Origin of the sequence: Pseudoalteromonas sp. JC28 (assembly GCF_013319255.1) — a bacterium.
Taxonomy (GTDB): domain Bacteria; phylum Pseudomonadota; class Gammaproteobacteria; order Enterobacterales; family Alteromonadaceae; genus Pseudoalteromonas.
Window position 1 is genome coordinate 82,868 of the sequence record NZ_QOKX01000002.1, and the last position, 14,220, is coordinate 97,087.

The 14,220-nt window shown below is 43.7% G+C and carries 14 protein-coding genes; 2 read left to right on the forward strand and 12 right to left on the reverse strand.

Annotation, left to right across the window (positions count from 1 at the left end):
* Positions 1–39 precede the first annotated feature (39 nt).
* Positions 40–975 (forward strand): LysR family transcriptional regulator, encoded by a 936-nt coding sequence (locus DS891_RS05680; RefSeq protein ID WP_174169139.1) that lies wholly within the window; start codon positions 40–42, stop codon positions 973–975.
* Between the two features lie 25 nt (positions 976–1,000).
* Here DS891_RS05680 and DS891_RS05685 read toward each other — a convergent pair whose 3' ends face one another.
* From DS891_RS05685 to DS891_RS05735, 11 genes are all read right to left on the reverse strand, one after another.
* The gene (locus tag DS891_RS05685) at positions 1,001–1,309 is read right to left on the reverse strand and encodes a cupin domain-containing protein (protein WP_039495367.1); all 309 of its coding nucleotides are present in this window, start codon (positions 1,307–1,309) and stop codon (positions 1,001–1,003) included.
* 297 nt (positions 1,310–1,606) lie between these two features.
* Complete coding sequence (locus DS891_RS05690) at positions 1,607–1,990, reverse strand: VOC family protein (RefSeq protein ID WP_174169140.1); 384 nt, start codon at positions 1,988–1,990, stop codon at positions 1,607–1,609.
* A 100-nt stretch (positions 1,991–2,090) separates the two neighbouring features.
* Positions 2,091–2,792, reverse strand: coding sequence for a TorF family putative porin (locus DS891_RS05695; protein ID WP_010605551.1), 702 nt, complete (start codon positions 2,790–2,792; stop codon positions 2,091–2,093).
* A gap of 12 nt (positions 2,793–2,804) precedes the next feature.
* Positions 2,805–4,022, reverse strand: a complete 1,218-nt coding sequence (locus DS891_RS05700) for a BCCT family transporter (protein ID WP_174169141.1) — start codon at positions 4,020–4,022, stop codon at positions 2,805–2,807.
* A gap of 151 nt (positions 4,023–4,173) precedes the next feature.
* On the reverse strand, positions 4,174–5,841 hold the full coding sequence (betA, locus tag DS891_RS05705; RefSeq protein ID WP_174169142.1) for a choline dehydrogenase: 1,668 nt from the start codon (positions 5,839–5,841) through the stop codon (positions 4,174–4,176).
* Between the two features lie 9 nt (positions 5,842–5,850).
* Positions 5,851–7,314 carry a betaine-aldehyde dehydrogenase gene (gene betB / locus DS891_RS05710; protein ID WP_102058152.1) on the reverse strand — a complete coding sequence of 488 codons (1,464 nt, stop codon included), beginning with the start codon at positions 7,312–7,314 and terminating at the stop codon, positions 5,851–5,853.
* Position 7,315: 1 nt separating this feature from the next.
* Positions 7,316–7,906: a transcriptional regulator BetI gene (betI, locus tag DS891_RS05715; protein WP_174169143.1), complete on the reverse strand. Its 591-nt coding sequence runs from the start codon at positions 7,904–7,906 to the stop codon at positions 7,316–7,318.
* Between the two features lie 299 nt (positions 7,907–8,205).
* The gene (locus DS891_RS05720; protein WP_174169144.1) at positions 8,206–9,057 is read right to left on the reverse strand and encodes an ABC transporter substrate-binding protein; all 852 of its coding nucleotides are present in this window, start codon (positions 9,055–9,057) and stop codon (positions 8,206–8,208) included.
* 213 nt (positions 9,058–9,270) lie between these two features.
* On the reverse strand, positions 9,271–9,483 hold the full coding sequence (locus DS891_RS05725; protein WP_010605545.1) for a helix-turn-helix transcriptional regulator: 213 nt from the start codon (positions 9,481–9,483) through the stop codon (positions 9,271–9,273).
* Positions 9,476–9,976 (reverse strand): hypothetical protein, encoded by a 501-nt coding sequence (locus tag DS891_RS05730; RefSeq protein WP_174169145.1) that lies wholly within the window; start codon positions 9,974–9,976, stop codon positions 9,476–9,478. The genes DS891_RS05725 and DS891_RS05730 overlap by 8 nt, the downstream gene beginning before the upstream one ends.
* Before the next feature lie 304 nt (positions 9,977–10,280).
* Complete coding sequence (locus tag DS891_RS05735; RefSeq protein WP_010605543.1) at positions 10,281–11,192, reverse strand: GlxA family transcriptional regulator; 912 nt, start codon at positions 11,190–11,192, stop codon at positions 10,281–10,283.
* A gap of 101 nt (positions 11,193–11,293) precedes the next feature.
* Here DS891_RS05735 and DS891_RS05740 point away from each other — a divergent pair, with 101 nt between their 5' ends.
* Positions 11,294–11,809 carry a cysteine hydrolase family protein gene (locus tag DS891_RS05740; protein WP_010605542.1) on the forward strand — a complete coding sequence of 172 codons (516 nt, stop codon included), beginning with the start codon at positions 11,294–11,296 and terminating at the stop codon, positions 11,807–11,809.
* Between the two features lie 94 nt (positions 11,810–11,903).
* Here the strand turns inward: DS891_RS05740 and DS891_RS05745 are convergent, their stop codons facing one another.
* Positions 11,904–14,081, reverse strand: coding sequence for a malate synthase G (locus tag DS891_RS05745; protein WP_174169146.1), 2,178 nt, complete (start codon positions 14,079–14,081; stop codon positions 11,904–11,906).
* Between the last annotated feature and the right edge of the window lie 139 nt (positions 14,082–14,220).

Sequence of the window (14,220 nt, forward strand, 5' to 3'; positions counted from 1 at the left end):
TGCGATTTTTCTTAAAGGTATTTTAAGCAGGGCTTAACAATGAATCAAAAATTGACTCGCGGACTTAAAGTGTTCGCCAAAACAGTAGAAGCAGGCAGTATGAGCAAAGCCGCTGACTTATTGCACATGACCACCTCAGCCGTTAGCCAGCAGATCAGTAAATTAGAGCAAGACATAGGCCTAAGTTTATTTAATCGTAATACTCGCAGCCTAACACTCACTGAAGCTGGTACTATCTATTACAAGTCCGCGATACAAATACTGCAAACCGCAGAACAGGCAGAGCATGAACTTGAGTTATTACAACATACGCCATCTGGCATATTGAAGATTTCTGCCCCCATCGGGTTTGGAGGAGGGCTACTCAGTAAGCCACTGCGCTATTTGAGTGAACAGTTTCCACAAATAAAAGTCGATTTGATCCTGACTGACGAGCCCATTGACATCATTACTGAAGGTGTCGACTTGGCTATCTGTATAGGCCCTTTACAGGACTCAAACCTCATTGCTCGTCATCTTGCTGACTGGCAACTTATCCCCTGCGTTAGTTGCCACCATCCATTGGCACAACTCAATATATCGCACCCAGAAAGCTTAGCGCCTCACGCCTTGATTGGTCATTCGAGTAGTAAACAAAACCCTTACCATTTGAGCCACCAACAAACCCATCAGCGAATAGCGCTGCCGGCAGCGCGCTTTATGGTGAATAATATGCAGGCTTGTATTCAGCTCACCCTAGATGGCATCGGCTATGGTGTTTTACCTGAACCAGAAATTAGGCACCACCTTTCATCAGGGAGGCTAAAACGGCTATGTTCAGAGTGGTCATTACAAAAATATAGCGTTTACGCCGTGACGCCGCATCGCGATACCGTTGCGGCAAAAACAACCGCTGCCATTGAAAGCCTAAAAGAGTGGTTTACCCAAGTTTCCAACGACAACCAAGTGTTTGTTGGCGACTTTAGTTTTATCTAAGCTTCGCTCAGTTGAACTTTGGTGGTTAATAAAAAATTGCGAGCCATATAGTTGGCTCAGAAGTGTCTGTATAACTTACTTTATGCTTTTGATGTGCGGGAATATTAAGACTGTCACCCGCCTTTAAGGTTACTATTTTACCATCATCAAAAGTCAACTCACCACAGCCCTTTAATACCAGTACCCATTCGTTTTCGTCTTGGTCGTAATATCCAGAGCTTGGAGAGGTATGACCGTTTGATACTATCCGTTCAATACGAATATTTGGATGAGACAGCACCGTTTCAAAAATTTCTTCGGTTACATCAGCTGGAATATCTTTTAGAAAGTTCATAAGTTTGAAACTTGGGCCTAGCAATTAGTCAAGGATAGAGAAATAATTTGCCGCAACAGCACATCCGTTTATCTGGTAACGGCAAATTGGGAGAATGGTACAACTTGATCTGTAGAAATGTTCAATACGTCGTTCTCAATCTTTCAAAACAATCCATCAGGCGATTGGTGAAAAATCCCCTAACTTAAGCGACTCCACTCGGACTTCTTACCTAGCTGTACAGTCACCATTAAAGTTACACAATTTAACAATGTTTGTAAAACAAATTTTAACATTAAATAAACAAGAATGAATTTACTAAAATCCTTTAAGTTCCACACGCCAAGGAGGATCCAGTCGATTTTCACCAGCCCAGTATAATTTGATCTTGTTCCCTGCGGGGTCAAACAGTATGGCTTCTCGCCACAGATAGCGCTGTTTAGTCGGCAGTTGCTCAAATATGATACCTCGGGCTTCAAGCTCAGTGACCCACTCATCTAACTGTTCATGTTCAAAGTAAATAACTGCACCATTCTTGATGGGAGGCGTTTCTAAAGATAACGAGAAGGTTGCATTACCTTCAGGGCATTCAAATCGAGCATAGTGAGGTGTATCAACAATTTGAGTAAAGCCTAGCGTTCGATAGAATTGACAAGCTGCATCCATATCATCAACGGGCAGGGTAACTTGGTTAAGATTCATAATCATCATCCTTATAACAATACTGAATCATTGTGCCTTGTAGGCAAAAAAATACCAGCCTAGGTTAGGCTGGTATTACAATCATACATCTTAATGCGAGTTACAAAGCAAATGTTCTCGACACAGAAAGTACGATACGTTCATCTGCCGTATCCCAATCTAAGCTCGTATTTTCAGCCGCCACTTCAATATCAAACCCTTTAAATGCAGTTTGATAAGCAAGGCGATAGTGATTGTAAGATTTATCGTTACCATCCCACGTATATTTATCGCCATCCAATGAATTGGAGATATCAAAGCTTGCTCTTAGTGCATGACCTTCTGCAATTTCAAAAGTATGTGCTACCATCGCAATAGTGTGACCCGCTTCGGTACCAAAATAATCCCAGCTGTACCAGAAATTAAATTCGGTTTGGCCAAATTCACTGGCGTAACCAAACTTAGTATAGATCTCTGGGTAATTACCGTCGCTTGAGTTGTCACCACCATGATAAGAATAGTAAGCAATACCATAGTCAACGCTCCAGCTTTGGTTCAGCTCGACGAAGCGACCAACGTAAAAGTCCCACTCTAGATCTGTGTCACCACCAAAATCGACGTTAGACGCCCAGCTTCCAGCATATACACCGTTTGAAAAGGCTTTATCTATACTGCCTTGTAGGGCTGGGTCATTTTGCGTTTGACTCACACCGTTAAAGGTATAATCAGATACACCCGTTAGGGTTGCAGACCAGTCTGCCGCCGCATAGTTAGACGCGAGTAAAAGTGGTAGTGCACAAAGTGTTTTCTTTAAGGTTGTCATGTAGTTGTATCCCTAGTTTACTGATTCAATTTTTCTAAAGTCGATAAGGTTGTCTTTTGGCGAGCTATCAATCTTGCTCACAGTTTTGTATTTGCTATAAGCAATGTAACCAAAACATGAGAAGAACAAGCCTATAACTAACGCACCAACCCATTGGATCTGTAAAAAGTTTAGTTTAAATAACAGCGTAAGCAGTGATAACGCCACGATATTAAATAAAATATAGTTTCTTTTTCCTAAACGGCTAACCGTGAGGTTAAGGTTGTCTGTATATAGGCGGATCAAAGAGTCGAGTGAGTTAATCACAAACACCACGCCAACAAAGACCATTGCAAAGTTTTTAATACCCGCAGTAGGGATCCCAGCCTCATGGTAGTGATAAAGCACACTAAACCATGCTGCGATTGGAATAGACGGGAAAATTAACATCGCCGCTAGCACTTGATAGGTTTTCAAGCCACCGACAAAACGCGATGTGAATTGCCCTATCATGATGCTCCACGCAAACCACCAAAACAGATAAAACTCGTGATAGTCATTCAGTGGCAACACAAACTGATCTAAATTGGTAAAGTAACCGCCGATCAGTGCCAAGTTGTTGGTATAGCTCGACATTGCACTGTCACCAAAGACAAACGCTGACGCCCACATAAAGGCGATTAAACCGATAAAGACCCATGTTGTCGTGATACTTAAAAAACGCACGTACTTAAGGCTAGTGCTTGAGTAAACCGCAAAAGCAATCGCCGCAAACACAATCAGATAGAAACTAGGAATAATCGACTCACCGTCGCCTAAACTGGGTAAATACCAAGGTAGATTAGACAACAATAAGAATGCAGTAAACGCACAAGTACCGATAATAACTAGGTTATTAATGAATTTAACCCAAGGAATTTCAAAGAATTTTACCTTGGGCTCTATTACGCAGAAATAAAAGCACGTAAGAAAGTAGAACCCCCAGATTAAAAATCCCCAAAAACCAAACTCTATGGCCAGCGGATTAGTAAATGCATACTCTGGGCTTGCTTTTATGTCTGCGTAACCCGCAAACTCCGTAAGCGGAAACATGATGAGGCCAACATCTAGGCCAGAAGTAAATAAGATTGCAATAAAAGTGAACGTTTTAACCGGTGTAACACCAACGCACTGTAAATTCCCCCACTTCAATAAGATAAAGGCAATTGCCAATAGGGTGAAAATGATGCCTGCACTAAGCCATACTGTCATTGTCACCCTCCCAAAATTGATAGAAGTAACTCATTTTTTCTCCGTTGTTTTTATTTACATTATTCCCGCATTAACGCAGTGCAAACGATTTGCACTGCATGCCACTGCAGGTCTCATATGGGGCACGAACTTTCCCATACGAGTGGCGAAACTAGATCTCCGAACTACGTTGAACCTGTTGCCAGTTTTGTGTCATAGCAACGTTTGCTCCCTCAGCGGCAAGTGGTGAATTGCCTAAAATCATATCCGCTGCTTTTTCCGCGACCATAATAGTCGGCGCGTTGAGGTTGCCATTTGGAATGGTTGGGAAGATAGATGAATCCACAACGCGTAGCCCCTTTACACCGTGCACACGGGTTTGCGAGTCTACAACCGCCATTTCATCCTCACCCATTTTGCATGAACAAGAAGGGTGATAAGCACTTTCTACCGCTTGACGCACAAAGGCATCAATTTCTTCATCGGTTTGGATATGCTCACCAGGTTGGATCTCGCTCTGTCTAAAGTCATCAAACGCACTTTGCTCGATGATTTCACGAGTCAACCTGACACATGCTCTAAACCCTTCGATGTCTTCTTGTTCTGCCAGATAATTAAACTGTATTTTAGGCGCCACCGTTGGATCTGCTGATTTAATCGTTACTTCACCACGGCTCTTTGGTTTATTGTGGCCGACATGAACTTGGAACCCATGACCATCAAAGGCACTTTTACCATCATAGCGAATGGCTGCAGGTAAAAAGTGGTACTGAAGATCTGGCCACTCAACGCCCGCTTTCGAACGAATAAAAGCACAAGACTCAAAGTGGTTGGTCGCGCCAAGACCTGACTTATCAAGTAACCATCTTGCACCGATCAAGCCTTTAGAAATTAACCCCAACTTGCCATTCAAGGTGATGGGCTGCTTACACTTGTATTGGAAATAAAACTCCAAGTGATCTTGAAGGTTTTTGCCCACTCCGGGTAAATGGTGTTTTACTTCAACGCCTGCGGCAGTCAACGCTTCTTTATCGCCAATGCCAGATAATTGTAATAAGTGCGGTGAACCGATTGAACCCGCACTCAAAATGACTTCTTTTGCAGCATTCACTATTTTCAGGTTACCTTTCACACTGTATTCAACGCCTGTAGCGGTTTTGCCATCTAACAGTACTTTTTGTACCAAGGCACCCGTGACTATGGTGAGGTTACTGCGATGTTTAATTGGATCTAAATAGGCGCGACTTGATGAACAACGCTTACCACCTTTTACGGTCATATGCATTGGCCCAAAGCCTTCTTGCTGCTCACCGTTATAGTCTTTAGTAAACGCATAACCCGCTTGCTCACCGGCGCTAATAAAGGCGCGATAGAGCGGGTTTGCCATTTCATTACCATTATTGGTGCCAAGAGGACCTTGCTCACCACGGTACTCGTCGCCACCTAAATACCAAGATTCAGCGCGCTTGAAGTAAGGTAAACAAGACTGATAATCCCAACCTTGAGCACCACTGTCTTGCCACTCGTCAAAGTCTTTAGCATGACCTCGAACGTACACCATGCCATTGATTGACGATGAACCACCAAGTACCTTGCCGCGAGGACAATGCATAACGCGATTGTCTAAGTGCGGCTCTGGCTCAGTATGGAACTGCCAAGCATATTTATCGGTATTCATTGGAATAGATAGCGCAGTTGGCATCTGAATAAAAATACTCTTATCACTACCGCCAGTTTCGAGTAGTAGCACTTTGTGCGCTGGATTTTCCGATAGTCGGTTTGCAAGCACACAGCCTGCAGAGCCTGCACCTACGATAATATAATCAAAATCAGTCATCATACTCCTCGATTAAAATGGACTTTCAATATCGCTCATACCAATATACACAGACTTAGTCTGGGTATATTGATCTAGCGTCTCGATGCCATTTTCGCGGCCAATGCCCGACTGCTTATAGCCTCCAACGGGCATTTCAGCGGGTGAGTTGCCATAACTATTGATCCAACAAATGCCAGCTTCTAGCTGGTGGATGACACGGTGTGCACGTTGAATATCTCTACTAAATACACCCGCGGCCAAACCTAAGTGGGTGTTGTTTGCACGTTGAATGACTTCTTCCTCGTCATCAAATACCAATACCGACATCACTGGACCAAAGATCTCTTCTTTCACTATGGTCATGTCATCATGACAGTCGATAAATACGGTCGGTGCGACAAAGTAGCCGTTTGGCGCGGTTTCAGGACTAAGTGCCTCACCACCGGTCAGTACGGTTGCACCTTCAGCTTTACCTTTTTCAATGTAATCCATCACCAGTGTGTGATGCTGCTTTGAGATTAGGGCACCAAGATTTACGTTTGGATCGAGCGGATCGCCCGCGATGATATTTTGTTCGGTACGCTGCTTTAACTCAGCTAAAAAGGCGTCGTAAACCTTACGCTGCACAAATACGCGTGTGCAGTTGGTACACACTTCACCTTGGGTGTAAAAGTTGCCCAACATCGCGGCACTTATCGCTTGAGAGATATCAGCATCTTCAAAAACGATAAGCGGTGATTTGCCGCCTAGCTCCATCGTCACTTCTTTTAAATTGCTTGCCGCACTTTGCATTACTTTTTTGCCAGTACCCACTTCACCGGTGAACGATACTTTTTCAATATCAGGGCTGGTAGTTAGCCATTGGCCCACCTCAGCGGCACCTTGTACCACATTGAATACGCCCGCAGGGACACCGGCTTCAATAAATATTTCGGCCAGCTTAATCGCGCCTAGTGGTGTTTCTTCCGATGGCTTGAAAATGAGGGCGTTACCAGCGGCAAGTGCAGGGCCTGATTTCCAACACGCAATTTGCAGTGGATAATTCCACGCGCCAATGCCTGCACAAATCCCTAGAGGCTCTTTGCGAGTATAGAAAAAGTCCCCTCCCACAGGCTGCTGAGTGCCAACTTGAGCGGGAGCCAACCCTGCAAAATATTCAATTACATCAGCGCCTGTTTGAATGTCTACACATTCCGCCTCTTGCCAAGGTTTACCTGTATCTAACACTTCAATCTTGGCAAGCTCATCATTGCGCTCGCGCAGCAGAGATACCGCTTTATGTAAAACACGACTACGCTCAATTGGCGCCATCGCTGACCATAATGCAAAGCCCGCTTTGGCACTTTCAATCGCAGCTTGCTGAACATGACTATCGGCAACTTCTACCTCGTAGATCACTTCATCCGTTGCTGGATTTTTTACTGCAAACTTTTCGCCTGAGTGGTTTGCCAAGAACTGGCCATGAATAAAATTTTGATATACAGGGACTGTCACATTATCCTCCAAACTGCTTAATAAGTGATTGAATGTAGTGTTTTGCGAGCGTTTCACTGTGATGAAACGCATGATGGTCAGCTTTGCTTAGCACTGCTCTTAACCAGAGTCCGTCAATCATACCGGCGGCAAGCTCAGCCGCTTCTTTTGCCTGTGCTCGCGGCATAAAAGCAGCAAACGAAGTCGCTAGGTTACTCTGCAGACGGCGACTGTTAACGCGCTGTAGTCGGTGAAGTTCATCATCGTGCATAGATTGCGCCCAAAAACTCAACCAGGTACGCGTCGTATTTGACTGCTGCTGTACCATGGCAAAGTTAGCTTCTACGATATACATGAGTCGCTGCTCGGCACTACAACCAGCGCAGGTTTTGTCCAACAAACTGTATTTCAAGTTGTTTAATAGATAGCGCACGGTTGCTTCAATCAAGCCTTGTTTACCACCAAAATAGTGGCTGATGATCCCCGATGAGAGACCCGCTCTTTTACTGATACTATTAATAGTGGTTGCTTGTAATCCTAACTCGGCAACTGACTCTAAAGTGGCGTCAATTAGCTGCTGACGACGAACAGGTTCCATTCCGACTTTTGGCATAGCTTTTTATTAATTGACCATTCAATTAAAATAAAGCTTAGGGTGATAAAGGTGAGACTTCAAGGTTGACTTTTTGTAAAAAGCCAAATTTTTGACGTTTGTACCTAGGTTAATCCCATGATAGCTAAGGGGTTTTAAAGGATTACAAAAAATCTTAAAAAATTTTAAAAAATCTGAGATTTTGCAGGTATTTGCGATAATTTACCGTTTTGATGTGACAATTTGATTAAGTTTGGTTTGGCTATAAAACAACCAAAACCGAACCAAATGATGGAACTGAGTACGACTAAACATCCTTGCTAGTCAAGATTTGAAAGCGGTAACGGTTGGTAACGAGGAAACCTATTTGAGACAGTGGAAACCCCAAAAGACGCATTTGACTGATAACTCGCTACTAACAATTCAATCTTAGGTTTAAGCGCTAAGATCGCCTCATCAATTTTACTTTTCAGCCTCGCACTAAAAACATTTTTACGCAGCAAAAAGTGTACTTGGTTATCATGTACCACGTAAGGCCAAGCCTGCGCAGCGTCAAGCCCTCGCTCTTTGATAAAATAGTTCCCCGTGATCACATCATCCACAATAAAATCAACGCGCGCTTTCATTAGCATTTCAACCCGCCGTTGCGCACTGGCAATACTCACAAATTGATCTTTATAGCGGGGATCTTGTTTAAGCTTATCAAGTTCCTCTCCATAGTAAGATCCGATGCTCAACCCTATGGTTTTCGATTGCTTTAGTAATGAAGCTAAATCGGCAAGCACTGTGGGAGGTGATAACGAAAATAATCGCATACGTTCAAAACGGTAGGGCAGAGAGAAATCTCCGTATGCTTCTCTATCTTTAGTGTAGCTAACCATTACTGCGACATCTATCACTCCTTTTGACATTTCTTCAAAAGTGCGAGCGCTGGAAGGGAGGCGAATATAGGTGGTACACACGGCAACATGCTGGAACACCATTTCGGCAATGTCTACGTCTAGGCCCCAAGGCCCAAGCTCATCAAACACAGTTAATGGCGGCCAATCGGCAACAACGCCAATATTCACCGTTTTACTGCATTCGCTCGCACTGACAGGGGGAAATACCAAACCCCACACTAATATAGCCATGCCAATCAAGTTATTCACTGATATGTACTGCTTAACCATGACACCTCGTGAGCAAGTCTATGACAATCGGCCTTATAACATGACGACTCAGTTCATTGCATAGGCACTATCTTTAGTAGTAACAATATATTTACCTAAAGCCTAGATTACAATGCCTAATTATTAAACTATTTAAGTCAAAAAACGTATCGGTACTCACAGAAACAAAAAAGCGTGACGTAAACCCCCTTTACATCACGCTTGTTTTGCACTTTATGGCTGATATTCGAATACTTCTTCGATAGGTACATTAAATACATGAGCGATTTTAAAGGCGACTTCAAGCGAAGGGGAGTACTTGGCAGCTTCAATGGCCATAATCGTTTGTCTCGTAACACCCACTCGCTCAGCAAGCTCTTTTTGTGTCATTTCACCGCTCATAAAGCGTAGCATTCTGATTTTGTTTTTTATTGGTAAATCAGCCATACACAGCTCCCAAACGAGCTTTGACAAGCTGGGTTCCATAACCGACCAATTCAGCCAGCAAAAATGCAATCACTAAAATATGAAGTGGTGCAAACGGTAGTTCAAAAGGAAGCGCTTGCGACCAATTTTGCGCTTCAGCAGAATACTGGAAAATAGAGATACACACACCAACCTGAAGCACCCAATAGGCAGGTTTGCACCCAGATAGTGCAATCAACTTTTCACGCTCATCTAACGGCTTATCCATATCTTTATCGCTAACAAAGCTCAGTAGCAGCTGACCTGCTATAGATGTCACGATAGAAATAACAATCACCTTAAGCAACAATCCTGATACCCAACTCGGATCTTGACGTAACTGCTCTGTAGCCGCTGTTATTTCGCCTAAATAAAAATACAAGATATAACCTGTTACCAAAAACTCTATCGCAACCGTTAAGTCACGGAAACTCAACGAGTCTAAAAACGCTTTAATCTTATTATTGCTTTCCATGTTACCCTCACTTTACTCAAGGTTAAGTATTTTTTACATCAAAAGCGTAAACTTTGACCAACAACAAGTCAAATATTTTTTACTTTAAGTCAAGTTTAAATAACTAACCTGAACTCGGGGAAAGAAGTAAGTTAAGATACTAAAATACCTAAGTTCAAAAGCGTAATATCACTCTAGCCAGAAGTTATTTCTTAGTACAAGGCAAATTTGTGCGTCAATAGCTGGCCTATTGCAAGCAAATTTAACGCAGTAGTAAGGGATAACAGCTGCTAGAGAACAAGTTGTTATCCTGGGTTCAGGTTAGCTAGAAACGTTTTCGAAACTCGCTTGGTGTTAAGCCCATACACTTATTAAACACCTTACGGCAGGCTGTCGTATCCTCGTATCCTACCTGGTGCGCAATCCAATCAAATGGTTTGCTCGTGCTTTCTAATAAATCACACATTTTCTGCACCCGAAACCGTTGCAGATATTGATTTGGATTGAGTCCGAGCACCTTAGCAAAACGTCGCTGTAAGGTTCTTTGCGTAAGTAGAGCGATATCAGCTAGTTCTGTAATTGAAATATTGTGACCATAATGGGTGTTAATATATTGCTGAGCGCGCAGCACAGCATCGTCACCATGTTGAAAGTTTGGCTGAAATTGATGATAGTAGCTCTGCTCCCGCTGAGCCGTATCTACGACAAGCGTTTTGCCTAACTTGCGCATGACTAAGTGACTGCTATATTTTTTGACTAGCTCTAATCCAAGATCAAGCCATGACATCATGCCGCCAGCCGACATAATATCATTGTGATCGATTAAAATTTTTCGTGTATCAATAGACTGGTTAGGAAAGTGCCGTTTAAATGCCTCAGTTAACCCCCAATGCGTGGTAAGTAAGCGCTGATGACTTAGCCCCGAGGCCGCAAGTATAAAAGCCCCCGCACAGGCAGAGGCGATAACTGCACCTCGTTGGTGCTGCTCGGTTAACCAAGCAAGTAATTGAGGTTCAGGTTTAAGGTAATAATCAGAACTAACACTCGGCGGCAATAACACAATATTGTAATCCCCCTTTACAGCACTACTAAAGGTGACAACATGTGTTGTAAAGCGGGTATCCTGTGACTCTTCGATACAAATTCTATCTGCTAGAAAAAACAGCTCTTCTAGACCATACACAGCCGACTTCATCGCATGAGGATAGTGACAAATCGCCACTTTGATTGGTTTCATCTACATTGTCGAATTTGAACTCAAAAATGTCATTTTAGACACTCCAGTCAAAGTTACAACTCCAGCACAATACCTCTGCAAACTAACTAACGAGGTAAAAAATGAACAACAGCGCACTATTGGTTATCGATATTCAAAATGACTACTTTCCTGGAGGACTTTTCCCGCTATGGAATAGCGAAAATACACTAGCAAACATCAATACAGCTATCCAAAAAGCAGCAGAGCAAAACATGGAAGTCATTTATGTCCAGCACATAGCTAATCCAGAGCAAGGAAAAGCACCATTTTTCAATGCCGACACAAGCGGTGTCGAGCTTCATAATGGCCTACGCCAAACGCAAGAAAACGGCCACCATATCGTAAAGTCCTATGCCGACAGCTTTGAGCAAACCTCCTTAAACGATTTGCTCCAATCTAAAGGTATCGACACTTTATATATCTGCGGCATGATGACACAGAACTGTGTAACCCATACCGCGCTATCGAAATCGGCGGAGCAGTACAATGTCTACATTCTCAGTGATTGCTGCACTACCATAGATGAAATGATCCACAAAATTGCACTCAACGGTGTTTCAACACGAGTACCTTTGATTGTCGTGTCGCAAATATAGCCCATGTAGGTCGAGGTTTACCTCGACACAAGCAGAAAAACCAAAAAGGCTGGGTGAACCAGCCTTGATTTGAGTGATATCGAAATGAAAGAGACTAATTAGCCTGCTGCTTATAGGCTTGTCGATAGGCGTGAAGTAGCGGCTCGGTATAACCATTGGGTTGTACTCGGCCTTCAAATACCAAAGACAACGCCGCTTTATAGGCAAGGTTTTCAGTAAGCGGTTTATGGTCATTGAGCATTGGTTGGTAGAGGCTGTCACCTTCGTTTTGACCATCTACTACAGCCGCCATGCGTCTAAAAGTTTTTTCTACTTGTTCTTCGCTACAAATGCCATGATATAACCAGTTAGCGATATGTTGGCTTGAAATCCTAAGGGTTGCTCTGTCTTCCATTAAACCAACGTGATTGATATCAGGCACTTTTGAGCAGCCTACGCCTTGGTCTATCCAACGCACCACGTAGCCCAAAATACCCTGCGCGTTATTGTCTAATTCGGCTTGAATATCCTCCGCAGACAAATCGTTTTCTAACATCAACGGGGGCGTAAGTAAGTTATCGAGCGATGCCTGCTGACGTGTTTTTATCTCAAGTTGGCGTGCAAACACATCCACATAGTGATAGTGCATCGCATGGAGCGTAGCTGCGGTAGGAGAGGGCACCCATGCAGTATTAGCACCAGACTCCGGATGGCCTTGCTTTTGATCCATCATTAACGCCATTTTATCTGGCATTGGCCACATTCCTTTGCCTATTTGTGCCTTTTTCCTAAAACCGGTTTTAAGGCCAATATCCACATTTTGGTCTTCATAGGCCGCTATCCAAGACTGTCCTTTAATAGCCACTTTGGGCAATACAGGGCCCGCCAGCATTGAGGTATGAATTTCATCGCCTGTTCTATCCAAAAAGCCAGTATTGATAAATACTACACGCTGCTTAGCGGCAGCAATACACGCTTTTAAGTTTACCGAAGTACGGCGCTCTTCATCCATAATCCCCATTTTAATGGTATTTTTGGGTAGCGAGAGCAGCGCTTCAACACGACTAAATAGGGCATCAGTGAAAGCGACTTCTTCAGGCCCGTGCATCTTCGGTTTCACGATATTGATACTTGCTGCCGTCGAGTTTTTGAACGGACTATTGCCTTGTAAATCATGCAGCGCAGCCGTGCTTGTCATGATGGCATCTAAGATCCCTTCAAACTGCTCGTTACCTTCTGCATCCAGTACCGCTGGCGTTGTCATTAGGTGGCCAACATTGCGCACAAACATCATAGAGCGACCTTTTAGTGTCATACGCTGGCCTTGTGTATCTACGTAACTTCGGTCGGCATTTAGCGTCCGAGTCAGCGATTGACCTGACTTTTCGAAGGTCTCACTCAAGCTCCCTTTCATCAAGCCTAACCAATTTTGGTATACCAATACTTTGTCTTGTGCATCCACCGCCGCAACTGAGTCTTCACAATCCATGATTGTCGTAAGTGCAGCCTCAAGGACGACATCTTTGATCCCGGCTTTGTCTGCCTGTCCGATCGGATGGTGTGGATCAATTTGGATCTCAATATGCAGATCATGGTGGCGCAACAATACCGCGCTTGGATTTTGTGCCTCCCCCTGATAACCCACTAGCTGATCAGGCTTTTGCAGTGCAACTTGGGTGCTGTCGTTGAGTGTAATCACCAAATTGCCGTCTAGAATCGCGTAGTTCGTACTTTCTATGTGAGAGCCTTCTGCCAACGGCAGTGCTTTATCGAGGAATTGCCTAGCATACGCCATGACTTTAAACCCACGGTTCGGATTATAGGCTTGAGTACGCTCAGCACCATCCTCTTCGCCAAGAACATCCGTTCCATAGAGCGCATCATACAAAGAGCCCCAACGCGCATTCGCCGCATTGAGCGCAAACCTTGCGTTACTGACAGGCACCACTAACTGAGGACCGGCTGCGCTCGCAATTTCAGGCTCCACATGCTCGGTTTCGATGGCAAAATCTTCAGGCTCAGGCTGCAAATAGCCGATAGATTCAAGAAATGTCCGATATTCTGCCGATTGCCAATCAGGATGAGAGAGATGGTAATCGTCAATTTGCTGTTGCAGGGTATCGCGTTTGTTGAGTAACGCTTGGTTTTGCTTCCCAAGTTCCGAAAAAATATCCACTACGCCTTGCCAAAATTGATTGACCGCGATCCCCGTACCGGGAAGTAGAGATTGCTCAACAAAGTGCGCCAGTGGAGTCGCAATTTGGAAGCCTGAATGAGTGACATACTTGCTCATGGAGAGTCCTTGATTAACATTTTTTGAACGGGATAGGTCAAACATAAAACAATTTTTGGAAAAACGAACCCCTTTTCCCATTCACAAAAAATATACTCGCAATAATAACTATAAATTTAAAAAATCTAATTTATCGGCC